Below are 26816 nucleotides of genomic sequence, written 5' to 3' on the forward strand. Positions count from 1 at the left end.
TCCATGAACACAGGATAATTTATAGCAATAAATTTCCAGTATTTTCCAATTATTTCTTAATGAGCATGCGTTTTTGTGCCATGTTACGCAAAAGTCAGGAAACGAAGTGAAAGATTTTCAGCGCTCTTCGTCTGAAAGGTATGCATGTGTCGAGCTAAAACAGACCATAGTATTGACACAGATTATTGATTTATAAGAAGAGGGGTGCAAAAAAGGAGCCTTATTTATTCATAGAATGAAAATATAAAGACAATAAGGCAGTGCAAATCTATTGATAGCAAGGCTGGTAGGGCATGCTTTTTAGTATCCATCGAGCCTGTACATAGATTTGTGTAATTGCCTGATTTTGATATGTTCAATCCAGCATCAAAAGCAGGTTAATTTATGGACGAAAAACAGTCGCAGGCCCTGGCTAACGAACTGGACAAAAATCTCAAAACCCCTGACGATCTCAGCCAGTTTGAGCGCCTGCTGAAAAAATCAGTGTCGGGGCGGCGCTCAACGCCGAAATGACCCGTCACCCCGGCGACGATAAAAATCAGCCAGAACCGGCGACCAACGCCTGCAACGGCTATTCCACAAAGACAGTGACCACCAGCGATGGCCCGCCGGAGCTGCGTACACCGCGCGATCGTGATGGCTCCTTTGAACCGCAACGGGTGAAGAAAAACCAGACCCGGAGCACCGGGGTAGATAACCCGATCTTATCGTTGTACGCCAAAGGGATGACCACCCGCGAGATAGCGGCCGCGTTCAAAGAGCTGTATGACGCCGATGTCTCGCCAGCGCTGCTCTCAAAGGTAGCTGATGCCGTCATGGAGCAGGTCACCGGATGGCAAAACCGGCCACTGGATGCCGTTTGTCCCATCGTTTACCCTGACTGTATCGTCCTGAAGGTCCGGCTGGACAGTCGCGTCATCAATAAATCCGTGCTCCTTGCCCCGGGTATCAACATCGAAGGCCAGAAAGAACTGCCGGGTATGTGGCTGGCCGAAAACGAGGGCGCGAAGTTCTGGCTCCATGTGCTGACCGAATTAAAAAATCGCGGCCTGAACGATATCCTCATCGCCTGTGTTGATGGTCTGAAGGGCTTCCCGGACGCTATCAACGCGGTGTATCCGCAGGCCCGCGTCCAGCTGTGCGTCGTGCATATGGTGCGCAACAGTCTGCGGTTCGTCTCCTGGGAGGACTACAAAGCCGTCACCCGTGACCTGAAAGCCATCTGTCAGGCCACCACGGAAGAAGCAGATCAGCGGGCGCGGGAAGCGTTCGCCGGCACCCGGGACAGCCGCTACCCCCAAATAAGCCGGAGCTGGCAGGCAAACCGGGCCAGCCTGTCGACGTTCTTCGCTTACCCGGCAGACATCCGCAAGACGCTCGACACGACCAGCGCCATCGAGTCGCTGAACAGCGTGATCCGGGATGCCATCAAGAAACGCAAGGTGTTCCCAACTGACGACGCAGTGAAAAAGGAGGTGTGGCTGGCAATCCAGGCCGCATCACAGAAATGGAGGATGCCACGGAGGGACTGGCGTATGGCGATGAGCCGTTTTATTATCGGGTTCGGTGACCGCCCGGACGGCCACTACTGAGAAAAGGCATTTACACAGAATCATGTACAGGGTCTATCCACCGAGGACAAGCTGTGGTACTCATGTCTTATCAGAATTCACGCTGAACAGCCATGTGTGCTAATGCTTCCAGTGCGTTACGCCACGGTGACTCAGGCAATGCTCTTAGTGAAGCAATGGCTTTATCCGCTTCCTGCTCTGCGATCTTACGTGTCCATTCCAGTGAGCCCCACTGGTACATTGCTTCAAGCACGGGTTGTAATAAGTCACGGCCATTTCCTTGTTCAATTGCACTACGGATCATTGCTGCCTGTTCAGGGTTACCGTTGCGCATGGCATGAAGCAGAGGAAGTGTCGGCTTTCCTTCGCTGAGGTCATCCCCAATATTTTTACCCAGTGTTTTGCCATCTGCGCTGTAGTCCAGCAAATCGTCAATTAACTGGAATGCAGTTCCAATAAATCGTCCATAATCCTGGAGTCCTTTTTCTTGTTCTGGTGTGGCAGAAGCAAGAATGGCCGAACACTGTGCAGCAGCTTCAAACAAACGCGCGGTTTTACTGTAAATGACCTGCATGTAGATCTCTTCGCTGATGTCTGGATCGTTACAGTTGAGAAGCTGAAGCACTTCGCCTTCAGCGAGGACATTTACGGCTTCGGACATCAAAGCCAGCACCCGCAAAGATTCGAGACGGGTCATCATCTGAAATGCGCGTGTAGTGATGAAATCACCTACCAGAACACTGGCAGCATTGCCAAATGTTGCGTTAGCAGAGGCTTTACCACGACGCATGTCTGACTCGTCCACCACATCATCATGTAAAAGCGTGGCGGTGTGAATGAATTCGATGAAGGCTGCTACTGTAGCATGATGCTTACCAGTATAATTGAGTGCCCGAGCGGCTAAAACGGCGATCATCGGACGAATGCGTTTACCTCCGCTGCTGATAATGTAGTAACCCAGCTGATTAATGAGCGAAACCTCAGAATTCAGCTCCTGGAAAATTATCGCATTCACATCCGCCATATCCTGCGCGGTGAGTTCGTTTATTTGTTCTAAGTTCATCATTCTGTTCAGCTATTACTCATTATGCTGCTGTGATAAGCATCTTTAGTCATGCCTGCGTCAATGACTAATGTATAACAGATTGTACTTGAAAATCCCGGCAGAGAAACGTCTGCATACGCTTTGCTTTTTTTTCTGCAATACTCTGCAACAGGCCCTTGTCATTGCACGTGAACTTGCGTAGAATTCGCGACCTATTATGAATATTTATAGCGCAGCCTGAAACTAAGATGGCAAGCGCGAAAGCGGAGTTGATATGTACGCTGTTTTCCAAAGTGGTGGTAAACAACACAGAGTAAGCGAAGGTCAGACCGTTCGCCTGGAAAAGCTGGATATCGCAACCGGCGAAACGATTGAATTCGACCAGGTTCTGATGATTGCCAACGGTGAAAACGTGACTATTGGTGCGCCTTTAGTTTCAGGTGGCGTGATAAAAGCAGAAATCGTTGCTCACGGTCGTGGCGAGAAAGTTAAAATTGTTAAGTTTCGTCGGCGTAAGCACTACCGTAAGCAGCAGGGTCATCGTCAGTGGTTCACTGATGTGAAGATCACTGGCATTAGCGCCTAAGAGGAGATCTGACAAATGGCACACAAAAAGGCTGGCGGCTCCACACGAAATGGTCGCGACTCAAACGCAAAACGTCTGGGCGTCAAACGTTTTGGTGGTGAATCAGTTTTGGCTGGTAGCATTATCGTTCGTCAGCGTGGAACTAAATTTCACGCAGGTAACAATGTAGGGTGTGGTCGTGACCACACTCTGTTTGCAACTGCAAACGGTAAGGTTCTGTTCGAAGTCAAGGGTCCGAACAATCGCAAATATATCAGCATTGTTGCTGAATAATTTTTTCGTTTCTGCAAACGCTATTCGATAGCGATTTTAGCAACGAATATAAAGCCCCGCTATTATCGCGGGGCTTTTTACATTCTGATTTTCATTCTGTGTCAGCATGATCATAGCGATTTTTTTGCTGTACACTTGACACTCAGTTGCACGAAGTCTGGAGAACAGTGCTGTATGAGCACGATTTTTTGTTTCCAGACAGGCTGCTCATGTCATCAGGCTTCAAGCCTGGCCTGGCGGTTAACCCTTGCTATTAATGCACAGTGCCAGGGCAAATGATTTACGGAGAAGTAACATGAAGTTTGTTGATGAAGCTACGATCTTTGTTGCAGCGGGGGATGGTGGCAACGGCTGCGTCAGCTTCCGTCGGGAGAAATATATTCCCAAAGGTGGGCCGGATGGTGGTGATGGTGGCGATGGTGGCGATGTCTACCTTCAGGCTGACGAAAACCTGAACACGTTGATCGATTACCGATTTGAGAAATCATTCCGTGCTGAACGTGGTCAAAACGGACAAAGCCGAGATTGCACCGGTAAACGTGGTCAGGACATCATTATTAAAGTTCCTGTCGGTACGCGTGTTACAGACCAGGGTACGGGTGAAACGCTGGGTGATATGATGAATCACGGGCAGCTCCAAATGGTTGCTAAAGGCGGCTGGCATGGCCTGGGTAATAGCCGTTTCAAATCATCTGTAAACCGAACGCCGCGACAGAAAACGATGGGTACGCCGGGTGAAAAGCGAGATTTGCAGCTTGAGTTACTATTGCTTGCTGATGTCGGCATGCTGGGATTACCCAATGCTGGTAAATCAACCTTTATTCGTGCGGTTTCCGCTGCCAGACCTAAAGTAGCAGACTACCCTTTTACGACACTGGCACCCAGTCTTGGTGTAGTGCGTATGGACAGTGAACAGAGTTTTGTAGTGGCGGATATTCCCGGTCTGATTGAAGGTGCTTCGTATGGCGCTGGCTTGGGCATACGTTTTCTCAAGCATTTGGAACGCTGTCGTGTACTCTTACATACCATCGATCTGGCACCTATTGATGAGTCCGACCCCGTTGAAAATACCCGTATTATTTGGGCTGAATTGAAGAAATACAGTGAGAAACTTTACAGCAAGCCACGCTGGTTAGTATTCAACAAAGCGGACCTGCTGGGTCAGGAAGAAGCAGAATTACGTGCGAAAAGTATTGCGGAAGCGTTGGGCTGGGCTGACAAATACTACTTAATTTCTGCCGTGAATCGTGTTGGCGTCACTCCACTTTGTTGGGATGTGATGACTTTTCTCAAGGCTAATCCTAAAGAAGCCGAATTAACTGAGAAAAAACCAGAAAAAGTAGAGTTTATGTGGGATGACTATCATCGCCAGCAGCTTGAAGAAGCTGAACAGGCGCTGGAAGAAGATGATGACTGGGACGAAGATGATGACGAGGGTGTCGAAATCATTTACCAGCGCTAATGCATCAGGGGGTACAACAGTATCCCCTTTTTAAATTTCCTTTAGGGCCAATAGGCCAAATTAGTATTGATATCCTCAGATGTGCAAACGCTTATTTTCCGGCCAGAATTGCCCTGAAAATATCTTCTTGTGGGCCGCTATCAACAAGGATAAGGCGATTTTTCAGAGGTGCTGTATGGGTAGGTTTAATTTGTCCTTAATCGAATTTCTTCACCGCTACTTTTAAAAATGCCGAACGATATCAGATGCTATCATCATGCGGTCCAAATCAATGGCTGTGATTACGTCTGACGTATCATCAGTAAGTGGTACATGAGACTCAACGAAAAATGTGATCAATTAAGTTTGGTCGGTAGCCAACAGGTAGCATGCAAACCACTTCTGTCATAGCGATTATTCAAACGCAGCTCGCCTTGGTGAATATAATGCTTGACCCGCTCGAGAAAGCATCAACAGCTGCTCAATAACTAACATGAGTTGATCAATACGCTGCACCATAACGGGTCCTTGTGAGAAGCCTTGTTGCTCAAGCAATTCAAGATGCAGTCGTAACCCGGCAAGTGGCGTGCGCAGCTCGTGAGCTGCATCGGCATTGAAGAGCCTTTCCTGTTGCAGGGTATTGCCAAGCCTGCTTAAAAGCTGATTCATTGCACCTGTCACTGCGGCGATTTCTGTCATGTCAGAAAAGTGTGGGAGTGGGGTTAAATTATCAGCGAAGCGCTCTGACAGGCTCTTTTGTAGTGATTGTAACGGGCGAATAATCCAGCTTATTGCCCAGTAAGAAAGTAATAAAGTGAAGAAAATCATCACCATTGAGGGCAACAGTAGTGAAGCAATTGCCTCATGTATTTCTCTCTCAACGCGTTCGTTATGCGTGTGAACTGAAAGCGTTTCATTGACGAGAAAGCCAATTTGCTCGCGGCTTTCATGCCACAACCATACTGTGCTAATCAACTGGCAGGTGATCAGTATCAGTGCCAGCATAATTAATAAACGCTGACGCATACTGTTCACGATCTTTCTTCCAGACGATATCCAACGCCACGTACGGTTTTAATGCGATCTTTGCCAAGCTTACGACGCAAATTATGTATATGCACTTCTAAGGTATTCGAGCCAGTATCATCCTGCCAGCTATAAAGGTCGTGCTGCAGCGTTTCCCGATGAACAGTCTGACTGATTCTCATTAAAAGACGGGTAAGCAAAGCAAATTCTTTGGGGGTAATTTCTATGGGCTGACTGTCGAGATAAACCTGTCTGGATGAGAGATTTAATGAAATATCACCGTGCTGAAGTAAATTATCGCTGCGCCCCTGATAACGGCGGATTAAGGCCCGCACACGGGCTTTCAGTTCGACAAAGGCAAAAGGTTTTATCAGATAATCGTCGGCACCGGCATCCAGCCCTTCGACCCGGTCTTCCAAAGTATCACGCGCGGTGAGAATCAATACTGGTAAATCAATATGTTCCCTACGCCATTGACGTAACAGGTCGTTTCCATCTCGATCTGGTAAGCCGAGGTCGAGCACGATCAGGCTGTATTGACCGCTATTTAACAAGATGCATGCTTCTACACCTTGCGTTGCGGAGTCCACTGCATAACCTTCGCTGGTGAGCGCCTGAACAAGACCGCTTAATAACAGATCATCATCTTCCACAATTAATAATTTCATCGTCGTCAATTGTTTTGGTAAACATCCTTGTAAAGTCGACTTTCAAACCGAACCAGTGGTATTCGGCGCTGTTTTTGATCCTGTGGAGGAACGGCATAACCTGAAAGATATTGCACAAAAGCGACGCGTTGACCGCTTGCCGTTGTCATAAAACCCGCAAGGTTATAAACACCTTGTAGTGAGCCCGTCTTCGCTGACACTTTACCATCGACGCCAGCCTCATGCAGACCGCCACGATAACGTAATGTGCCATCGTAACCAGCCAAAGGGAGCATAGAAATAAAGTTTAATTGCCGATCGTTTTTTGCAATGAACTGCAGCACCTGCATCATGGTGGCAGGAGAGATTAAATCGTGTCGGGACAGGCCAGAACCATCCACCTGAATACTGTTACCGAGATCAACATTGGCTTTTTGACGGAGGATTTGACGTACCGCATCTGAACCCGCGCGCCAGGTTCCAGGGACGCCAAAATGTTCATGGCCGATGGTACGAAAAACTGTATCGGCAATCATATTATCGGACTTCTTAAGCATAATTTTCAGCAAATCATGCAGTGGAGTTGATTGCGTTTCGGCCAGTACGTTGGCAGGAGATGTGGTCTGTGTCTGATGCAAGAGGTGGCCTGAATAGTCGATTCCTGCATCCTGTAATTCAGCTTTAAGCAAAGCACCAGCATAGCTGGCTCCATCCTGGATAGCGAAGGCCAGTGGCAGTGGCTCAGAACGTTGAGTCATACAGCCTGTAAGAGTAAAACGGTTCAGTTCACCGGGCATAACGTCCAGTTCGCAGTAGGGGGCCTCGGCCGATCCACGTGCAAGTGTACGCACCTCACTAAACATGTTGACAGGATAGTAAGGGGCAACTTTTATGAAAGCTTTATCCCCTGGGTTTGCAGCGCTGTAAAGCGATACAGAAAAACAGTTGCGGTCTACGATAGCGGCACCGGGAGGAGCGCTAAAGCATTGTGTCAGGTCGTTCCATGGCCAGCCGGGCGCTTTATCGTGGCTTGCAAAAACAGAGGTGTTGATGACCAAATTTCCCCGGATATGCTCGATCCCCTGCTTTTTCAGCGTGGCAACCATGTTGCGTAAATCCTGTCGTATTAATGTAGGATCACCACCAAAACGCGCCACAAGATCGCCTTTCAGCGTTCCGTCGCTTATTTTTCCATTGCTCTCAAACTGGGTATGAAAGCGATAATCAGGCCCTAATTGCAGCAGGGCGGCCAGCGCGGTTATCACTTTCATGGTGCTGGCAGGGATCGCCATCTGCTTGCTGTGATAATCTATTGCGGGAGTGTTTGCACCGATTTTTTGTACTATTAATGTCAGGTTTGCACCATCTGGAAGAAATTGGGTGTAGTCTTCAATTTGTGCTGCATGAGCATTTAGCATAAATGTGCAGGTCAGGCCGGTTATAAATGGTGAAAATCGCATAATATCGCGTTTACTGGCAGGTGATGTCGCCATACTACGGTGCTTCAAGGTGCAAAGTAAACGATGATCCACCATGAACTCTGCGGTAAAATACGTATCAAAATGCAAAATCTCCAGGCCCTGAGTTATATCTTGGGGTCGTAACTTTTTTGCTTGTAATTATGAGTTAAGCGCCGCAGAACGCGTTTTCTGCATTAACCTGTCAGGATGGCGAAATTTTGCACAGGATTGAGTTTACGAGGTATTGAGATGAATCAGATTCCGATGACGTTAAGGGGCGCGGAGAAACTGCGCGAAGAGCTGGAAGAGCTGAAGACCATTAAACGCCCCAGAATTATTGCCTCAATCGCTGAAGCACGTGAGCATGGCGATTTAAAAGAGAATGCTGAGTACCATGCCGCGCGTGAAGAACAGGGATTTTGTGAAGGCCGAATTCAAGAAATCGAGGCCAAGCTGTCTAACGCACAAGTAATCGATGTCACTAAGATGAATGCGAATGGGCGTATCATCTTTGGTTCAACCGCCACCGTATTAAATTTGGATTCTGAAGAAGAGTCGACCTATCGCATTGTTGGAGATGATGAAGCTGACTTTAAGCAAAATCTGATCTCGGTAAACTCTCCGATGGCACGTGGTCTGATTGGAAAAGAAGTAGATGATATTACGGTTATAAAAACGCCAGGTGGGGATGTTGAGTATGAAATTCTCAACGTTGAATATCTCTGAAAAGCCGGTGACAATTCAGACTGCTGAATTGTAAAGAAAAGGCCGCATAATCGGCCTTTTCTCAGCAACATAGGCATGGCAGTTTCTTTGGATTAATTCCAAGTATGTTTCTGAATTCAGCGAGGAAGGGAAATTTTACCTTCCTTTGTGGGACGGTATAGCACCAGTGTTTTACCGATTACCTGCACCATAGAAGCATTGGTTTCACGCACAATGGCATCAACAATCAGGATTTTAGTTTCGCGGTCTTCAGTGGCGATTTTAACTTTAATCAGCTCGTGGTGTTCCAGTGCCTGTTCGATTTCGGCCAGCACTCCTTCGGTCAAACCGTTGTTGCCCAGCATTACGACAGGTTTCAGCGGATGGGCTAATCCTTTCAGGTGCCGTTTTTGTTTGGTACTCAGATTCATCGTATTTTTACTTACATTGGGGTTGAAAACGGGACATTCTACCGCCATCTCGGGTGTATAGCCAAATCGGCGTGGTGATTTGCGTGGTTTATTTATCGCATACGTTGAATCATAGTTGGAAATTGTATGACGGGTAAAAAGCGTTCTGCCAGTTCCAGCCGCTGGCTGCAGGAGCACTTTAGCGATAAATATGTGCTTGAGGCACAGAAAAAAGGGCTACGCTCTCGTGCCTGGTTTAAACTGGATGAAATACAGCAAAGTGACAAGCTGTTTAAGCATGGGATGACGGTAGTTGATCTTGGGGCTGCTCCCGGAGGCTGGTCGCAATATGTAGTTACGCAGATTGGTAATAAAGGTCGCGTGATTGCTTGTGATATTCTGCCGATGGATCCCATCGTTGGTGTCGATTTTCTTCAAGGTGATTTTCGTGATGAAATTGTGTTAAAAGCTCTGATGTATCGCGTTGGATACGATAAAATACAGGTTGTAATGTCAGACATGGCACCTAACATGACCGGAACGCCTGAAGTTGATATCCCAAGATCGATGTATTTGGTTGAGCTTGCGCTGGACATGTGTCGGGATGTACTGGCACCTGGCGGTAGTTTTTTAGTGAAAGTGTTTCAGGGAGATGGCTTTGAAGATTACCTCCGGGAAATTCGCTCCCTGTTTACGAAAGTGAAAATTCGTAAACCGGATTCTTCGCGCTCTCGTTCGCGTGAAGTGTACATTGTAGCGACAGGGCGCAAACTATAGTACCCTACGCTGTCTGTTAACACAGTTGTAATATGAGGTTAATCCCTTGAGTGACATGGCGAAAAACCTGATTCTTTGGTTAGTCATCGCAGTTGTGCTGATGTCGGTCTTCCAAAGTTTCGGGCCCAGCGAGTCGAATGGACGTAAGGTTGACTACTCAACTTTCCTGTCCGAAGTGAATCAGGATCAGGTTCGTGAGGCGCGCATTAATGGGCGTGAAATCAACGTTACCAAAAAGGACAGTAATCGATACACGACCTACATTCCCGTCAACGATCCCAAGTTACTCGATAACCTGTTGACTAAAAATGTGAAAGTAGTGGGTGAACCACCTGAAGAACCAAGCCTGTTGGCGTCAATTTTCATTTCATGGTTCCCCATGCTCTTGCTTATCGGCGTCTGGATATTCTTTATGCGCCAGATGCAGGGCGGGGGCGGTAAAGGTGCAATGTCCTTTGGAAAAAGTAAAGCGCGCATGCTTACTGAAGACCAGATTAAAACCACTTTTGCTGATGTTGCAGGCTGTGATGAAGCGAAAGAAGAAGTGGGCGAGCTGGTCGAATATCTGCGTGAGCCGAGCCGGTTCCAGAAGCTGGGTGGCAAAATTCCGAAAGGTGTGCTGATGGTCGGCCCTCCCGGTACTGGTAAGACTCTGTTGGCTAAAGCTATAGCAGGCGAAGCGAAAGTACCCTTCTTTACTATTTCAGGTTCTGATTTTGTAGAAATGTTTGTTGGCGTTGGTGCTTCTCGTGTTCGCGATATGTTCGAACAGGCTAAAAAAGCAGCGCCTTGCATTATCTTTATCGATGAAATTGATGCGGTTGGTCGTCAGCGTGGTGCTGGTCTCGGCGGTGGTCATGATGAACGTGAGCAGACGTTAAACCAGATGCTGGTTGAAATGGATGGATTTGAAGGCAATGAGGGTATTATTGTTATTGCCGCCACTAACCGCCCGGATGTGCTTGACCCCGCATTACTACGACCCGGTCGCTTCGACAGGCAGGTTGTTGTTGGTCTGCCAGATGTGCGTGGTCGTGAGCAAATACTGAAAGTACACATGCGCCGTGTACCCCTGGCACCCGACATCGATGCAGCAATTATTGCGCGTGGTACTCCCGGGTTCTCAGGTGCAGACCTGGCAAATCTGGTGAACGAAGCAGCGTTATTTGCTGCGCGTGGTAATCGTCGTGTAGTGTCGATGGTTGAGTTCGAAAAAGCGAAAGATAAAATCATGATGGGTGCAGAACGTCGCTCCATGGTGATGACGGAAGCGCAAAAAGAATCGACGGCTTACCATGAAGCGGGCCATGCGATTATTGGCAGACTGGTGCCTGAACATGACCCTGTTCATAAAGTTACCATTATTCCAAGAGGGCGCGCTCTGGGGGTAACGTTCTTCCTGCCTGAAGGCGATGCAATTAGCGCAAGCCGACAGAAGCTCGAAAGTCAAATTTCTACCTTATACGGTGGTCGTCTGGCCGAAGAGATAATCTACGGTGTTGAACATGTTTCTACCGGCGCTTCTAATGATATCAAGGTTGCGACTTCTATAGCACGTAACATGGTGACGCAATGGGGTTTTTCAGAGAAACTTGGCCCATTGCTGTATGCAGAAGAAGAAGGAGAAGTCTTTCTGGGCCGCTCTGTCGCGAAAGCGAAGCACATGTCTGATGAAACCGCCCGCATCATCGACCAGGAAGTAAAGGCATTAGTTGAAGGCAACTATCAGCGTGCCCGCCATATCCTTAATGAAAATATGGATATTCTGCATGCGATGAAGGATGCACTGATGAAGTATGAAACCATTGATGCACTTCAAATTGATGATTTGATGGCGCGTCGTGAAGTGCGCCCGCCAGCCGGTTGGGAAGATCCCGGCGCTAACAGTCCTGATGACAGTGGTATACCAAAGGCCCCCCGGCCTGTTGATGAACCTCGTGTTCCAAATCCCGGCAACACAATGTCAGAGCAGATTGGTGACAAATAGTCCATTCTGAGTCCACAAAAAAACCGGCGCTGACCGGGTTAATAAGATGGTCACCCCCACCCTGTGAGCGGTACGCTGGCAGGGTGTTTTATTTCAGAGGGAACCATCATGCAACACGTTATGCTTATTGGTATTGCTCCCGGTAAACATTCCTTCCACGTTCACTGTCAGGACGAAAAAGATAATGCCCTGTTGCGCAAAAAGTTTTCCCGCACTCAGCGTATTCATTTTCTCGGTTCCTGCAAGAAGGCAACCGTGGTGATGGAGTCCAGCGGCGGGGCGCATTTCATGGCACGCCGGATTGCTGATTCAGGTCATGAGACAAAGATGATTTCTCCGCAGTTTGTCCGCCTTTATTGTCAGGAGCAACAAAAACGATTTTGTCGATGCTGAAGCTATCTGTGAGGCGGCTTGCCGGTCCGCCATGCGTTTTGTAAAACCCCGGACGGAAGAGCAGCAGGTAATGGCTGCCCGGCATCGGGTCCGTGACTCGCTGATACGGCAACGCGTTAAAACCACCAACCAGATGCACGCTTTTTTACTGGAGTTCGGTGTCAGTCTGCCGTGCGGTGTTGCCGTGATACGAGGTCTGGCCAGCGTGCTGGAAGAAAATGGCTTCCCGCCTTATCTGGCAAGGGTTCTGAGCAGACTCCACAGCCAGTATATTTACCCTGTCGGGGAAATTGATGAAATCGATAAAGAACTGAAAACCCATCTTGCGGAGGCTGAAACCGCGCAGCGCCTGCTGACCATTCCCGGTATCGGGCCGGCAACGGCGAGCCTGTTAGCCACCCGTCCGGGTGACGGAAAAAACTATGCCAGCAGGGGTGATTTTGCCGCTTCAACCGGACTGGTTCCCCGCCAGTAGAGCAGGGGTGGAAAAACGACACTGATGGGCATCAGCAAGCGGGGTGATAAGAATCTGCGACGGCTGCTGGTGCGGTGTGCACGGGTGTTTATGCAGTGGCTGGAGCACAATCCAGGGCGTCTGGCAGAGTGGGTTAAAAAGCAGCTTGCCAGCCATCACTCGAACGTGGTGGCGTGCGCTCTGTCCAGCAAACTGGCACGCATAGTCCGGGCAGTTACGGCACACCAGTCGGCATTCAGTAAATAAACGAGTCAACGAAAAACTCGTCAGCTCAGTTAACAGGTGACTTTCTGGTTTTGCGACGACAGATAATTGATGAGATGAACGGCATATCGGCTTACTGATGAACCTGACATAAAAAATGGCTCTCTGAAGCCGACAGGGTTTTTAAGGTTCGGCCGGCGCGGACATCCTTGTCCACCAGACGCCGGATAGATTTAAGCAAGCCCATCATAAATCAAAATCTGTGTTGCAAAAACGGGGGTGACCATAGATTTTTATACCTAAAAAATAAATGCGAACGGAAAAATTCGGAGACACTGCTATGAAGCTTTACGCCAGAGATTCCGTGCTCGATCTCTCACATCCCCATATTATGGGTATTTTAAATGTGACCCCGGATTCTTTTTCAGATGGTGGTAAGCATAACGACTTAATCCAGGCGATTACACATGCAAATGAAATGATTAATGCGGGAGCCACTATCATCGATGTAGGCGGGGAATCAACTCGCCCAGGCGCTTGCGATATTGGTGTGGGGGAGGAGTTGGATCGGGTCATTCCGGTTATTGAGGCCATTTCACAACGTTTTGAAGTATGGGTCTCCGTGGATACCTCTAAACCGGAAGTCATTAATGAGGCGGCAAAGGCAGGAGTCCATTTGATTAACGATGTTCGCTCATTACAAGAACCCGGAGCGCTCAATGCAGCGGCTGCAACAGGGTTGCCAGTCTGTCTCATGCATATGCAGGGTTCGCCTCGAACCATGCAGCAATCTCCTCAATATCGGCATTTGCTCCGGGATATAGAGGCATTTTTCATTGAACACATCGCACGTTGTAACGCAGTGGGAATAAAAAAAGATCGGTTGCTGCTCGACCCTGGGTTCGGTTTCGGTAAAAATCTTGGACACAATTATCAGTTGTTAGCGCACCTGGCCGATTTTCACCAATTTGGTTTGCCGCTGTTGGTAGGGATGTCACGTAAAAGTATGATAGGCCAGTTGCTAAATGTTGGCCCATCACAGCGGCTGACCGGTAGCCTGGCCTGCGCTGTAATCGCGGCTATGCAGGGTGCGCACATTTTGCGTGTTCACGATGTTAGAGAAACTGTCGAAGCTATGCGCGTCGTCGAAGCAACACTGTCAGCGAAGGAAAAGTAACGCTATGAGCAATCGTAAATATTTTGGTACCGATGGTATTCGCGGAAAAGTTGGTGAATCCCCGATTACCCCGGATTTCGTTTTGAAGCTCGGTTGGGCGGCGGGTAAGGTACTGGCGAGAAATGGCTCAAAAAAAATTATTATTGGTAAGGATACGCGCATCTCTGGTTATATGCTGGAGTCGGCTCTTGAAGCTGGGCTTGCGGCGGCCGGCTTATCGGCAGCATTTACCGGACCGATGCCAACTCCGGCAATAGCATATCTGACCCGTACTTTTCGTGCAGAAGCGGGGATCGTTATTTCCGCCTCACACAACCCCTTTGATGATAATGGCATTAAATTTTTCTCTATAGAGGGCACAAAGTTGCCAGATGAAGTGGAAGCGGCAATTGAGGCTGAAATGGAAAAGCCGATTACTTGTGTGGAGTCTGCTGAACTGGGGCGCGCAAGCCGAATTGTTGATGCTGCCGGACGTTATATTGAATTTTGCAAAGGGACTTTTCCAGGTGAATTGAGCTTGAGTGGCCTGAGGATTGTCGTGGATTGTGCCAATGGTGCGACTTATCACATTGCACCAAACGTTTTACGTGAACTGGGCGCAACGGTCATCACGTTGGGTGTACAGCCAGACGGTATGAACATTAATAAAGAATGCGGCGCAACGGATATTCGTAAGTTGCAGGAGCGAGTACTTGCTGAAAAAGCAGATATCGGTCTGGCATATGACGGCGATGGTGATCGTATCATGATGGTAGATCATCTTGGCGACAAAGTGGACGGTGACCAAATTCTCTATATTATTGCTCGTGAGGGATTGCGCCAGGGACAACTAAAAGGTGGCGTAGTGGGTACACTGATGAGCAATATGGGACTGGAGTTGGCTCTCAAGCAGCTTGGAATTCCTTTTGTTCGTGCTAAGGTCGGCGATCGTTACGTTCTGGAGAAACTTCAGGAGAAAGGCTGGCGACTGGGCGCTGAAAACTCGGGTCACGTTATCTTGCTTGATAAGACGACGACCGGAGATGGCATTGTGGCCGGTTTACAGGTTCTTACTGCAATGGTTCGCAACCAGATGACTCTCCATGACCTTTGCAGCGGAATGAAGTTGCTGCCGCAAGTTTTGGTTAACGTTCACTTTAGCGGGACAACTAACCCACTTGAAGATGAGCAGGTCAAAGCTATTACCGCTGAAGTTGAACAGGAGCTTAATGGTAAGGGGCGTGTACTGCTTCGTAAATCGGGCACAGAGCCACTGATTCGAGTAATGGTTGAGGGAGAGCACCAGGAGCAGGTGATATCACTGGCAAATAGTATTGCTGATGCGGTTAAATCTGTATAAGTACAGTTAACGTCTGAGCAGTGTGGATAAGTCATTCGAAGTACAAGCCCGGCAATAAACTTTATTTGTTCGTGTTGTACAAAGGAAATTACTGTGATTGTTTGAAATATAAGCATATTTTCAATTTTAGAAAGCATTTCGCTGATTTTTTCTGCAAACAATATCATGACAGTAAATTGCCCTTGCGCGGGCAGTCGGCTTTAGTTAGTATTCATACCCGCTTCTGATGGGTGTGAATACTATTTAAACCCATTTATGTTGAAGCTTTTGATATGCGATGATCGCAAGGAACAGATTGATTATGTACGAAGCTCTTTTAGTTGTTTTCCTTATTGTAGCAATAGGCCTTGTTGGCCTGATTATGTTACAGCAAGGTAAAGGCGCTGATATGGGCGCGTCGTTTGGTGCTGGATCTTCGGCAACGCTGTTTGGTTCAAACGGTTCAGGTAATTTTATGACCCGAATGACCGCGGTGCTGGCGACATTATTTTTCATAATTAGTCTGATTCTTGGAAATATCAACAGTAACAAAACACAGAAAGGAAGCGAGTGGGAAAATCTGACTCAGCCTGCACAATCTCAGCAGCAGAATCAGCCCGCTAACCCAGCAGCACCGGGAAGCGATATCCCACACTAAGCATGCTGTGACGTTCGACGCGACAGAATTTAAAAGTCGCAACCTTTAGTGCCGTGGTGGTGGAATTGGTAGACACGCTACCTTGAGGTGGTAGTGCCCGCATGGGCTTACGGGTTCAAGTCCCGTCCTCGGTACCAAATCTCAGTTTTGCTTGCATTTCCTGCAAGATCGGCGTAGTATTTGCCACGTTTTCGGACGCGGGGTGGAGCAGCTTGGTAGCTCGTCGGGCTCATAACCCGAAGGTCGTCGGTTCAAATCCGGCCCCCGCAACCATTTCCCTAAGAGTTCTTTTCAAATATTCTGTATACATTAAATAAGTACTACAGCAGGTTTTGAAAAAAACTCTTCAGGATTGTGCCGAAACCGCCATTTATGGCGTACAGGGTCCAGTCGCTTAACGCCCCGAATTTTCGGGGTTTTTTGTTATCAGAAAACAGCAAACTGGGCTATTAAGCCCTTTTTTTATGTCTTGGGGGTGGGATTGTCCACATTAGAGCAAAAATTAACAGAGCTGATTGCAGCGCCGGTTGAAGCGCTCGGTTTTGAGTTGGTCGGTATTGAATTTATACGCAGCCGAATTTCTACATTGCGCATCTATATCGATAGTGAAGATGGCATCAATGTTGATGATTGCGCCGATGTCAGTCACCAGGTTAGCGCCGTGTTTGATGTTGAGGACCCCATCACCGTGGCTTATAACCTTGAAGTTTCCTCACCAGGCCTTGACCGCCCACTTTTCACTGCTGGACATTATGCCAGATTTCTCGGTGAAGAAGTGAGTCTGGTGTTGCGTATGGCCGTACAAAATCGCCGCAAATGGCAGGGGATCATTCGATCTGTTGAGGGTGAAATGATTACTGTTGCTGTTGAAGGTAACGACGAAGTGTTCGCACTGAGCAATATCCAGAAGGCGAACCTGGTTCCCCACTTTTAAAAGTCCGGATTGAGGCATACCAGGATGAACAAAGAGATCTTAGCTGTAGTTGAGGCAGTATCTAATGAGAAATCCCTCCCGCGCGAAAAGATTTTCGAAGCGTTGGAGAGTGCGCTTGCTACCGCTACCAAGAAAAAATATGAGCAGGAAATCGACGTCCGCGTCAGCATCGACCGTAAAAGTGGTGATTTCGATACCTTTCGCCGTTGGCTTGTTGTTGAAGAAGTCACCATGCCGACCCGTGAAATCACCCTGGAAGCTGCACGTTTCGATGATGGCTCATTGAATGCTGGCGACTTTGTTGAAGATCAAATTGAGTCGGTTACCTTTGACCGCATTACCACGCAGACTGCCAAGCAGGTGATTGTTCAGAAAGTACGTGAAGCAGAGCGTGCTATGGTGGTCGATCAATTTCGTGAGCAGGAAGGTGAAATTATCACCGGCGTGGTGAAAAAAGTTAACCGTGACAACATATCACTCGAAGTTCGGCCAAATGATGGTTCAAGCACCAATGCTGAAGCGGTAATTATTCGTGAAGATATGTTGCCTCGCGAAAACTTTCGTCCAGGTGATCGTATCCGTGGTGTGCTTTATGCGGTGCGGCCTGAAGCGCGTGGCGCGCAACTGTTTGTCAGCCGCTCAAAACCGGAAATGCTTATTGAGCTGTTTCGTATTGAAGTGCCGGAAATTGCTGAAGAAGTGCTGGAGATTAAGACTGCCGCCCGCGACCCTGGTTCCCGCGCTAAAATTGCGGTGAAAACCAACGACAAACGTATTGACCCTGTGGGTGCCTGCGTCGGTATGCGCGGCGCTCGTGTCCAGGCGGTTTCCAGTGAGTTGGGTGGCGAACGTATTGATATCGTTCTGTGGGATGATAACCCGGCTCAATTTGTGATCAATGCCATGGCCCCAGCAGATGTCGCGTCTATCGTGGTTGATGAGGATAATCATACGATGGATATCGCGGTTGAGGCTGGGAATTTGGCGCAGGCAATTGGCCGTAATGGTCAGAACGTTCGCCTGGCTTCACAGCTTAGTGGCTGGGAGCTCAATGTGATGACGGTAGACGATTTGCAAGCCAAACATCAGGCTGAAGCCCATGCAGCCATTGACGTCTTTACACGCCATCTTGATATTGATGAAGAGTTCGCGACCATTCTGGTTGAGGAAGGTTTCTCTTCTCTTGAAGAGTTGGCTTACGTACCGATTCATGAACTGCTTGAAATTGATGGTCTGGATGAAGAGACCGTTGAAGTATTGCGTGATCGTGCAAAAAATGCGTTAACCACACTTGCTCTGGAAAAAGCAGAGAGTCACGGCAGCAATACGCCGGCAGAAGATTTGCTAAATCTGGAAGGTCTGGATCGTGAAATGGCATTTAAGCTGGCGGCGGCGGGTGTTTGCACGCTGGAAGATCTTGCCGAGCAGGGTGTTGACGACCTGACAGATATTGAAGGCCTGAGTGGTGAGCAGGCTGGTGAGCTTATTATGGCTGCCAGAAATATTTGTTGGTTCGGTAACGACGCATAACAAACTGTAGCAGGAAGGAACAGCATGACAGATGTAACCGTAAAATCGCTGGCCGCAGAGATTCAGACTCCGGTAGAACGCCTGGTACAGCAATTCGCTGACGCAGGGATCCGTAAGTCTGCCACTGATTCTGTGACACAGCAGGAAAAAGAAACGCTTCTGACCTACCTGAATCGTGCTCAAAATGGCGATTCTGGTAAATTGACCTTGCAGCGCAAGACGCGCAGCACCTTGAATATTCCAGGTACTGGCGGTAAAAGTAAATCTGTGCAAATTGAAGTCCGCAAAAAACGTACCTATGTAAAAGGTGATACTGCAGAAGCTGAACAAGCAGAAGCGCAGGCACAGCGCGAAGCAGAAGAGCTGGCTCGTCGCGAGGCTGAAGAAAAAGCCCAGCGCGAAGCTCAAGAGAAAGCGAAGCGTGAGGCCGAAGAGCAGGTTAAACGTGTGGCATCTGAAAAAGCCAAACGCGAAGCAGCGGAAAAAAATAAAGTGAGCAATCAACATACCGATGAAACGGCCTCAGTCACTCAATCCGACAAGGCCCGACGTGAAGCCGAAGCCGCAGCACTGAAGCAGAAAGCTGAACAGGAAGCGCTTCGTAAGATTGAAGAGGAAGCGAAGCGTGTGGCGGAAGCTGCGCGTAAAATGGCAGAAGAGAAAGGCTCCGAGTGGGCTGAAGCGGAGAAAGAAGTGGAAGATACTTCTGACTACCATGTGACCACTTCTTCTCATGCCCGCCAGGCTGAAGATGAGAGTGATGCACAAGTTGAAGGCGATCGTCGTTCTCGTGCGGTGCGCCCTGCAAAAGCCCCACAGCGTAAGAAAAGCAATAAGCATTCTGAAGCGAAAACCGATCGTGAAGAAGCGCGTGCGCAATTTCGCGGCGGTAAAGGCGGCAAGCGTAAATCCAGTACGCTGCAGCAAGGCTTTAATAAACCGGTCCAGGCGGTCAACCGTGATGTCATCATCGGTGAAACGATTACCGTCGCAGAGTTAGCCAACAAAATGGCAGTGAAAGGTTCTCAGGTCATCAAAGTAATGATGAAGATGGGTGCCATGGCTACTATCAATCAGGTGATCGACCAGGAAACTGCACAGCTGGTTGCGGAAGAAATGGGTCACAAAGTGACGCTGCGCCGTGAGAACGAGTTGGAAGAAGCAGTCATGAGCGATCGTGATACTGATGCCGCAATGGAATCGCGTGCGCCTGTAGTCACCATCATGGGGCATGTTGATCACGGTAAAACTTCCCTGCTGGACTATATTCGCTCTACTAAAGTGGCGTCTGGTGAGGCGGGGGGAATCACCCAGCATATCGGTGCTTATCACGTTGAAACCGATAACGGAATGATCACTTTCCTTGACACGCCCGGGCACGCCGCCTTTACTGCAATGCGTGCACGTGGGGCACAGGCAACGGATATCGTTATTCTGGTCGTCGCAGCAGACGACGGTGTAATGCCACAAACAGTTGAGGCAATTCAGCATGCTAAAGCTGCTAAAGTGCCCGTGGTGGTTGCAGTCAACAAAATTGATAAGCCAGAAGCCGACCCGGATCGTGTCAAAAACGAACTGACTCAATACGGTATTATTCCGGAAGAGTGGGGTGGCGAAAATATGTTTGTCAGTGTCTCTGCCAAAGCTGGTACGGGCATTGATGAGTTGCTGAATGTGATCCTGTTGCAGGCTGAAGTTCTGGAGTTGACTGCTGTTCGTCAGGGTATGGCGAGCGGAGTCGTGATCGAGTCCTTCCTTGATAAAGGTCGCGGCCCGGTAGCCACGGTGTTAGTACGTGAAGGAACGCTGAATAAAGGTGACATCGTACTCTGTGGGTTCGAATACGGGCGCGTACGTGCTATGCGTGATGAATTGGGGCGTGAAGTGCTTGAAGCTGGCCCTTCGATTCCTGTGGAAATCCTTGGGTTGTCCGGCGTGCCTGCTGCGGGTGATGAAGCGACGGTTGTTCGTGATGAGAAGAAAGCACGTGAAGTTGCGCTGTATCGTCAGGGTAAATTCCGTGAAGTTAAGCTGGCGCGTCAGCAGAAATCCAAGCTGGAGAATATGTTCGCTAACATGACAGAAGGTGAAGTCTCTGAGCTTAATATTGTGCTTAAGGCTGACGTTCAGGGATCTGTCGAAGCTATTTCTGATTCTCTGCTTAAACTGTCCACTGATGAAGTGAAAGTCAAAATCGTCGGTTCCGGCGTCGGTGGTATTACCGAAACTGACGCTACCCTGGCTGCGGCATCAAACGCAATTTTGGTGGGCTTTAACGTTCGTGCCGATGCTTCTGCACGTCGTGTCATAGATTCTGAGAGCCTGGATTTACGCTACTATTCCGTAATCTATAACCTGATTGATGAAGTGAAGCAGGCGATGAGCGGTATGCTTGCCCCTGAGTACAAACAGCAAATCATCGGTTTGGCTGAAGTTCGTGACGTATTCAAATCACCGAAGTTCGGTGCTATTGCAGGTTGTATGGTGACAGAAGGGAACATTAAACGTCACAATCCAATCCGCGTTCTGCGCGACAACGTCGTTATCTATGAAGGTGAGCTGGAGTCCCTGCGCCGCTTTAAGGATGATGTCAACGAAGTCCGCAATGGCATGGAATGCGGCATCGGCGTGAAGAACTATAATGACGTTCGCGTTGGGGATATGATCGAAGTGTTCGAAATTATCGAAATTCAGCGTACTATCGCCTGATAGCGGCTGATAACTCAATTAATCGGGAGGCCACCAGGCCTCCTTCAAGTAATATCCCATCACTACGCCTTTCCCCCTGATAATGAATGATTGCTAATTCGACAGTCTCATAGTTAAACATGGGGTAGAGCCTTAATTTGGAGAGAATAATTATGGCGAAAGAATTTGGTCGTCCACAGCGTGTTTCTCAGGAGTTGCAGAAAGAGATTGCCATTATTTTACAGCGAGAGATTAAAGATCCGCGTCTGGGGATGATGGTTACCGTTTCCGGGGTTGATGTTTCCCGCGATCTTGCCTATGCCAAAGTATTTGTCACCTTCCTCAATGACAAAGATGAGGATGAGATCAAGGCAGGCTTGAGGGCATTGGCTGATGCTTCAGGCTATATTCGTACGCTGCTGGGTAAGGCAATGCGCCTGCGCATTGTTCCAGAGCTGACTTTTTTCTATGACAACTCGTTGGTCGAAGGGATGCGCATGTCTAACCTGGTTACTAACGTGGTAAGGAATGACGCCGAGCGTCGTGGTTCTGCGGAAGAAGATAAGGAGGAATAATGAGTCGTCCTCGTCGTCGCGGCCGCGATGTACACGGTGTACTGCTGTTGGATAAGCCCCAGGGACTCTCTTCTAACGATGCGTTGCAAAAGGTCAAACGTCTTTTCGCGGCCAATCGCGCGGGGCATACCGGGGCACTCGACCCGCTCGCAACTGGGATGTTACCGATTTGTCTGGGTGAGGCGACAAAATTTTCCCGCTATTTGCTTGATTCAGATAAACGTTACCGGGTGATTGCCCGTCTGGGACAACGAACTGATACGTCTGACTCCGACGGTAAAATCATCTGTGAGTGTCCACTTAACTTTACTCAACAGCAGCTTGATGAGGCGATTGACCGATTTCGTGGTGAAACCCAACAGGTTCCGTCAATGTACTCTGCGCTGAAATATCAGGGACGTAAGCTTTATGAGTACGCTCGTGAAGGAATAGCTGTCCCGCGTGAATCTCGTAGCATCGTGGTTTATGAGCTGGCATTTATTCGGTGTGAGGGTGATGAACTTGAGCTTGAAATTCATTGCTCAAAAGGTACGTATATTCGCACCATTATCGATGATTTGGGTGATATGTTGGGCTGTGGTGCGCATGTCATCTACCTCCGTCGCTTGCAGGTCGCGACTTATCCGGTTGCCAGTATGGTTACTCTTGAGCAACTCACCGCGTTGAGTGAAGAAGCACATCGCTGTCAACATTCTCCAGCAGCGCTACTTGATCCTTTATTGATGCCAATGGACAGCCCCGCAGCGGCTTATCCTGAAGTGAATTTGCTCAGTGTTGTGGCGGCATACTTTAAGCTTGGACAACCAGTGCAGGCTGCCCGTACTCCTGCAAAAAGTTGGGTCCGTGTCACCGAGGGTGAGGAACGTAAGTTTATCGGTATGGCTGAAGTTATTGAAGACGGACGAATCGCACCGCGTCGCCTTGTTGTTGAATATTCCGACTAGCTATTTGCGTAAGTCAGAGGCTGAGAGTAGAATAGCGCGGCTTTACTATTTGGGTGGCTGAATTAGAGATCGGCACCTGTACATTCATTTAATAAATTGGAGTTGTAATGTGTCTCTAAATTTTGAAACTAAAGCGCAAATCATTGCGGATTTTGGCCGTGATGCAAACGACAGTGGTTCTACCGAAGTTCAGGTTGCCCTGCTGACCGCACAGATTAACCATTTGCAAGGCCACTTCTCTGAACACAAAAAAGATCACCACAGCCGTCGCGGTTTGCTGCGTATGGTTTCCCAGCGTCGTAAGCTGCTGGATTACCTTAAGCGTAAAGATGTCGCACGTTACACCACCCTGATCGAGCGCCTGGGTCTGCGTCGCTGAGTCTCAAGAGCCTGTCCAGCCTGTCAGGCTATGCTGAAACAAAATGGGCATCAGGGCAGATTCGTGAAAGTTTCATTAAAAGGGGCCTTACGGCCCCTTTTTTCAGGTTGAAGGCAGCAATTCAGACCAAACTATTGTATTGTTGCTGAGTGTGATCTCCAGTTGCAGAGGTTCGCGCGGCTAATGAGAGGCTTCATCCCGGGTGGGATTGAGGGTTGTCATTAGTCGCGAGGATGCAAGCGGAGATTAAAAATCCACGGCAGGGTCAGTGCCTTGCCATGATGCTAAGGATAAAATTTTGCTGAACCCGATTGTTAAGAAATTCCAGTATGGTCAGCATACTGTCACTCTTGAGACAGGTATGATGGCTCGTCAGGCAACGGCCGCTGTAATGGTGAGCATGGACGATACCGCGGTATTCGTTACCGTGGTTGGTCAGAAAAATGCCAAGCCTGGCCAGGACTTTTTCCCTTTAACGGTGAATTATCAGGAACGTACCTATGCGGCAGGCCGTATTCCTGGAAGCTTTTTCCGTCGTGAAGGTCGCCCCAGTGAAGGCGAAACGCTTACGGCGCGTTTGATTGATCGTCCCGTCCGGCCACTTTTCCCTGAAGGCTTCGTTAACGAAGTTCAGGTTATTGCCACCGTAGTTTCAGTTAATCCTCAGGTTAACCCGGATATTGTTGCAATGATTGGGGCATCTGCTGCATTGAGCCTTTCTGGTATCCCTTTTAACGGTCCAATCGGTGCTGCTCGCGTAGGTTACATCAACGATCAATACGTACTTAACCCAACTGCTGATGAATTGTTGGAAAGCAAATTAGATCTGGTTGTTGCAGGTATGCAGGGTGCTGTACTCATGGTTGAATCTGAGGCTGAATTGCTCAGTGAAGATCAGATGCTCGGTGCAGTCGTATTTGGGCACGATCAACAGCAGGTCGTCATTGAAAATATCAATGCTCTGGTTGCTGAAGCGGGTAAACCACGCTGGAATTGGCAACCGGAAGCGGTTAATGAGTCACTTTATTCCCGCATTTCTGTTCTGGCTGAATCTCGTTTGAGCGATGCTTATCGTATAACCGAAAAACAGCAGCGTTATGCCCAGGTTGATGTGGTTAAGTCAGAGGTCACTGCTGCACTCTTAGCCGAAGATGTGTCATTAGACGAAGCAGAAATTGGTGATATTCTGCACTCTTTAGAAAAGAGCGTAGTACGTAGTCGCATTCTACGTGGTGAACCCCGTATTGATGGTCGTGAAAAAGACATGATTCGTGGTCTGGATGTTCGCACAGGCGTATTACCACGTACTCATGGATCTGCGTTGTTTACCCGTGGAGAGACTCAGGCGCTGGTTACTGCGACATTAGGCACTGCCCGTGATGCGCAGAGTCTGGATGAGTTAATGGGAGAGCGCACTGACAGCTTCCTGTTCCACTATAATTTCCCTCCATACTCCGTTGGTGAAACAGGTATGGTTGGTTCGCCTAAACGTCGTGAAATTGGTCATGGACGTCTGGCAAAGCGCGGCGTGCTGGCAGTAATGCCTAAAGGTGATGTTTTTCCTTATACCGTTCGTGTTGTTTCTGAAATTACTGAGTCAAATGGTTCATCTTCAATGGCATCGGTTTGCGGAGCATCCCTGGCATTGATGGATGCTGGCGTGCCAATTAAAGCAGCCGTTGCAGGTATCGCAATGGGGCTGGTAAAAGAAGGTGACAACTTTGTCGTCCTGTCTGACATTCTGGGTGATGAAGATCATTTAGGTGACATGGATTTTAAAGTAGCAGGTAGCCGTGAAGGTATTTCTGCGCTGCAAATGGATATTAAAATTGAAGGTATTACCCGCGAAATTATGCAAGTAGCCCTTAATCAGGCTAAAGGTGCACGTTTGCATATACTTGGTGTAATGGAACAAGCTATTAGCACACCTCGTGGTGATATTTCCGAATTTGCTCCACGTATCCATACGATTAAGATCAGTCCGGACAAAATTAAAGACGTGATCGGTAAAGGTGGCTCGATTATTCGCGCATTGACAGAAGAAACAGGCACTACCATTGAAATTGAAGATGATGGTACGGTTAAAATTGCTGCTACCGATGGTGATAAAGCTAAGTATGCCATCCGTCGAATTGAAGAGATCACCGCTGAAATTGAAGTAGGACGCGTTTACAGTGGTAAGGTAACTCGTATCGTTGATTTTGGTGCATTTGTCGCGATTGGTGGCGGTAAAGAAGGACTGGTGCATATTTCGCAAATTGCTGATAAACGTGTTGAAAAAGTCACTGATTATTTGCAAATGGGTCAGGAAGTTCCGGTTAAGGTGCTGGAGGTTGATCGTCAGGGTCGTGTACGCCTGAGCATCAAAGAAGCAATCTCTCCAGCTCAATCTGAAGCAGGAGCTGTGTCAAATCTGGAAGCAGAATAAGGCACCTCAGATTGTTAAGTTCTCTGTGCAACAGCACGGAGAACTGCTTTATCTTCATCGCGAGGGCAGGATGACACCTTATGCACGGGCAGGCGGATGAATGGATTGCATCCCATTGTTTGTATTTGGGAGTGGGTAATGAAGCCTTTTTTGCGCTGGTGTTTCGTTGCGACAGCTATCCTGCTGGCAGGATGCAGCAACTCGGATTGGCGTAACAACGAGGTTTTGGCCGTTGCGTTACAGCCGACTCTGCAACAGGAAGTTATTCTGGCACGTATGGAACAAATATTTGCCAGTCGTGCTCTTACCGATGATGAACGCGCACAGCTATTATATGAGCGCGGAGTGTTGTATGATAGTCTGGGCCTGAGGGCACTGGCGCGAAATGATTTTTCACAAGCGTTGTCGATCAGACCTGATATGCCTGAAGTTTTCAATTATTTAGGTATATATTTAACGCAGGCAGGTAACTTTGACGCTGCCTATGAAGCGTTTGATTCTGTACTTGAGCTTGATCCAACTCACAATTATGCGCATTTGAATCGAGGTATCGCTTTGTATTACGGCGGAAGGTTCAAATTAGCGCAAGATGATCTGCTGGCGTTTTATCAAGACGATCCTAACGATCCTTTCCGTAGCCTGTGGCTTTACCTTGATGAACGAGAGGTTGATGCAAATAAGGCTATCGTTGCGCTTCAACAGCGATACGATAAAGCGGTAAGAGAGCAATGGGGATGGAATATTGTCGAGTTCTATTTGGGCAACATTAGCGAAACGAAGCTGATGGACCGTCTCAAGGCGGACGCAACGGATAACACCTCGCTCGCTGAACATCTCAGTGAAACCAACTTCTATTTAGGTAAACATTACTTAAGTCTGGGGGAGAAGGATAACGCAAAAGCGTTGTTCAAGCTTACAGTAGCTAATAATGTTCACAACTTTGTTGAGCACCGATATGCATTGTTGGAGCTGGCTTTACTTGGCCAGACGCAAGACGATTTATCAGAATCTGACCAGCAATAGCTGACGAACTTTTATTGCCTTATTTCGAAAAGTCATCATCTTAACGGATGAAGGCCTTTTTTGTTCGTCGAAACCACTAATATGAGCCGGTTCACACTTTTTGATGAAAATGACTGAAAATTTTCACGACGAGTTATGTAGACTGGCCGCCGCAATCTAAGA

The 26816-nt window shown here is 48.3% G+C and carries 22 protein-coding genes, 2 tRNA genes and 3 pseudogenes; 22 read left to right on the forward strand and 5 right to left on the reverse strand.

All coding sequences use genetic code 11. The annotated features are described in order from the left end of the window. The first annotated feature begins 384 nt into the window (after positions 1–384). A pseudogene (locus LU633_RS03815) lies at positions 385–1592 on the forward strand (IS256 family transposase). A 70-nt stretch (positions 1593–1662) separates the two neighbouring features. Here the strand turns inward: LU633_RS03815 and ispB are convergent. Next, on the reverse strand, positions 1663–2634 hold the full coding sequence (gene ispB / locus LU633_RS03820) for an octaprenyl diphosphate synthase (protein ID WP_016190556.1): 972 nt from the start codon (positions 2632–2634) through the stop codon (positions 1663–1665). 256 nt (positions 2635–2890) lie between these two features. Here ispB and rplU point away from each other — a divergent pair, with 256 nt between their 5' ends. The 3 genes from rplU to cgtA all read left to right on the forward strand — a co-directional run bounded on the left by rplU (position 2891) and on the right by cgtA (position 4937). Further along, positions 2891–3202, forward strand: a complete 312-nt coding sequence (rplU, locus tag LU633_RS03825) for a 50S ribosomal protein L21 (protein WP_233479268.1) — start codon at positions 2891–2893, stop codon at positions 3200–3202. Between the two features lie 15 nt (positions 3203–3217). Continuing rightward, positions 3218–3475 carry a 50S ribosomal protein L27 gene (gene rpmA, locus LU633_RS03830; protein WP_016190554.1) on the forward strand — a complete coding sequence of 86 codons (258 nt, stop codon included), beginning with the start codon at positions 3218–3220 and terminating at the stop codon, positions 3473–3475. A gap of 295 nt (positions 3476–3770) precedes the next feature. Then, complete coding sequence (gene cgtA, locus LU633_RS03835; protein ID WP_016190553.1) at positions 3771–4937, forward strand: Obg family GTPase CgtA; 1167 nt, start codon at positions 3771–3773, stop codon at positions 4935–4937. A gap of 429 nt (positions 4938–5366) precedes the next feature. On the opposite strand, the pseudogene LU633_RS03840 reads toward cgtA, so the two are convergent. From LU633_RS03840 to dacB, 3 genes and pseudogenes are all read right to left on the reverse strand, one after another. After that, a pseudogene (locus tag LU633_RS03840) lies at positions 5367–5951 on the reverse strand (histidine kinase dimerization/phospho-acceptor domain-containing protein); the annotation flags it as partial. After that, positions 5948–6610: a two-component system response regulator PmrA gene (gene pmrA / locus LU633_RS03845; protein ID WP_016190551.1), complete on the reverse strand. Its 663-nt coding sequence runs from the start codon at positions 6608–6610 to the stop codon at positions 5948–5950. The gene pmrA and the pseudogene LU633_RS03840, both read right to left, overlap by 4 nt. 5 nt (positions 6611–6615) lie before the next feature. Then, entirely contained in the window at positions 6616–8049 is a 1434-nt protein-coding gene (gene dacB / locus LU633_RS03850) for a serine-type D-Ala-D-Ala carboxypeptidase (protein WP_016190550.1), read from the reverse strand. Positions 8050–8298: 249 nt separating this feature from the next. Here dacB and greA point away from each other — a divergent pair, with 249 nt between their 5' ends. Next, positions 8299–8775, forward strand: a complete 477-nt coding sequence (greA, locus tag LU633_RS03855) for a transcription elongation factor GreA (protein ID WP_016190549.1) — start codon at positions 8299–8301, stop codon at positions 8773–8775. A gap of 116 nt (positions 8776–8891) precedes the next feature. Here greA and yhbY read toward each other — a convergent pair whose 3' ends face one another. Further along, a complete protein-coding gene (yhbY, locus tag LU633_RS03860; RefSeq protein ID WP_016190548.1) occupies positions 8892–9185 on the reverse strand; it encodes a ribosome assembly RNA-binding protein YhbY in 294 nt (97 codons plus the stop codon). A gap of 126 nt (positions 9186–9311) precedes the next feature. On the opposite strand from yhbY, the gene rlmE reads away from it, so the two are divergent. The 17 genes and pseudogenes from rlmE (at position 9312) to yrbN (ending at position 26814) form a co-directional block, all read left to right on the forward strand. Further along, entirely contained in the window at positions 9312–9941 is a 630-nt protein-coding gene (gene rlmE, locus LU633_RS03865) for a 23S rRNA (uridine(2552)-2'-O)-methyltransferase RlmE (RefSeq protein WP_016190547.1), read from the forward strand. Positions 9942–9996: 55 nt separating this feature from the next. Next, the gene (ftsH, locus tag LU633_RS03870; RefSeq protein ID WP_233485093.1) at positions 9997–11928 is read left to right on the forward strand and encodes an ATP-dependent zinc metalloprotease FtsH; all 1932 of its coding nucleotides are present in this window, start codon (positions 9997–9999) and stop codon (positions 11926–11928) included. Positions 11929–12036: 108 nt separating this feature from the next. Continuing rightward, positions 12037–13042 (forward strand): annotated as a pseudogene (locus tag LU633_RS03875) (IS110 family RNA-guided transposase). 298 nt (positions 13043–13340) lie between these two features. Then, complete coding sequence (gene folP, locus LU633_RS03880) at positions 13341–14177, forward strand: dihydropteroate synthase (protein WP_016190545.1); 837 nt, start codon at positions 13341–13343, stop codon at positions 14175–14177. Between the two features lie 4 nt (positions 14178–14181). After that, positions 14182–15516 (forward strand): phosphoglucosamine mutase, encoded by a 1335-nt coding sequence (gene glmM, locus LU633_RS03885; RefSeq protein WP_016190544.1) that lies wholly within the window; start codon positions 14182–14184, stop codon positions 15514–15516. Positions 15517–15817: 301 nt separating this feature from the next. Continuing rightward, entirely contained in the window at positions 15818–16153 is a 336-nt protein-coding gene (gene secG, locus LU633_RS03890) for a preprotein translocase subunit SecG (protein WP_016190543.1), read from the forward strand. Positions 16154–16203: 50 nt separating this feature from the next. Further along, positions 16204–16290, forward strand: a tRNA-Leu gene (locus tag LU633_RS03895). A 59-nt stretch (positions 16291–16349) separates the two neighbouring features. Further along, a tRNA-Met gene (locus LU633_RS03900) sits at positions 16350–16426 on the forward strand. A gap of 208 nt (positions 16427–16634) precedes the next feature. Continuing rightward, positions 16635–17087, forward strand: a complete 453-nt coding sequence (gene rimP / locus LU633_RS03905; protein WP_016190542.1) for a ribosome maturation factor RimP — start codon at positions 16635–16637, stop codon at positions 17085–17087. Between the two features lie 24 nt (positions 17088–17111). Next, positions 17112–18617 (forward strand): transcription termination factor NusA, encoded by a 1506-nt coding sequence (gene nusA / locus LU633_RS03910; protein WP_016190541.1) that lies wholly within the window; start codon positions 17112–17114, stop codon positions 18615–18617. Positions 18618–18641: 24 nt separating this feature from the next. Beyond that, positions 18642–21326, forward strand: a complete 2685-nt coding sequence (gene infB / locus LU633_RS03915; protein WP_016190540.1) for a translation initiation factor IF-2 — start codon at positions 18642–18644, stop codon at positions 21324–21326. Positions 21327–21478: 152 nt separating this feature from the next. Next, entirely contained in the window at positions 21479–21880 is a 402-nt protein-coding gene (gene rbfA / locus LU633_RS03920) for a 30S ribosome-binding factor RbfA (protein WP_016190539.1), read from the forward strand. Beyond that, entirely contained in the window at positions 21880–22824 is a 945-nt protein-coding gene (gene truB, locus LU633_RS03925; RefSeq protein ID WP_016190538.1) for a tRNA pseudouridine(55) synthase TruB, read from the forward strand. Before rbfA ends, truB begins: the two co-directional genes overlap by 1 nt. Positions 22825–22933: 109 nt before the next feature. Next, positions 22934–23203, forward strand: coding sequence for a 30S ribosomal protein S15 (rpsO, locus tag LU633_RS03930; RefSeq protein ID WP_016190537.1), 270 nt, complete (start codon positions 22934–22936; stop codon positions 23201–23203). A gap of 298 nt (positions 23204–23501) precedes the next feature. Further along, positions 23502–25631 carry a polyribonucleotide nucleotidyltransferase gene (gene pnp / locus LU633_RS03935; RefSeq protein WP_016190536.1) on the forward strand — a complete coding sequence of 710 codons (2130 nt, stop codon included), beginning with the start codon at positions 23502–23504 and terminating at the stop codon, positions 25629–25631. Positions 25632–25769: 138 nt separating this feature from the next. Then, positions 25770–26654, forward strand: a complete 885-nt coding sequence (gene nlpI, locus LU633_RS03940; protein WP_016190535.1) for a lipoprotein NlpI — start codon at positions 25770–25772, stop codon at positions 26652–26654. Positions 26655–26763: 109 nt separating this feature from the next. Further along, positions 26764–26814 carry a protein YrbN gene (gene yrbN / locus LU633_RS26090; protein ID WP_223300471.1) on the forward strand — a complete coding sequence of 17 codons (51 nt, stop codon included), beginning with the start codon at positions 26764–26766 and terminating at the stop codon, positions 26812–26814. Positions 26815–26816 lie beyond the last annotated feature (2 nt).

It is taken from the genome of Erwinia tracheiphila (assembly GCF_021365465.1).
Lineage (GTDB): Bacteria > Pseudomonadota > Gammaproteobacteria > Enterobacterales > Enterobacteriaceae > Erwinia > Erwinia tracheiphila.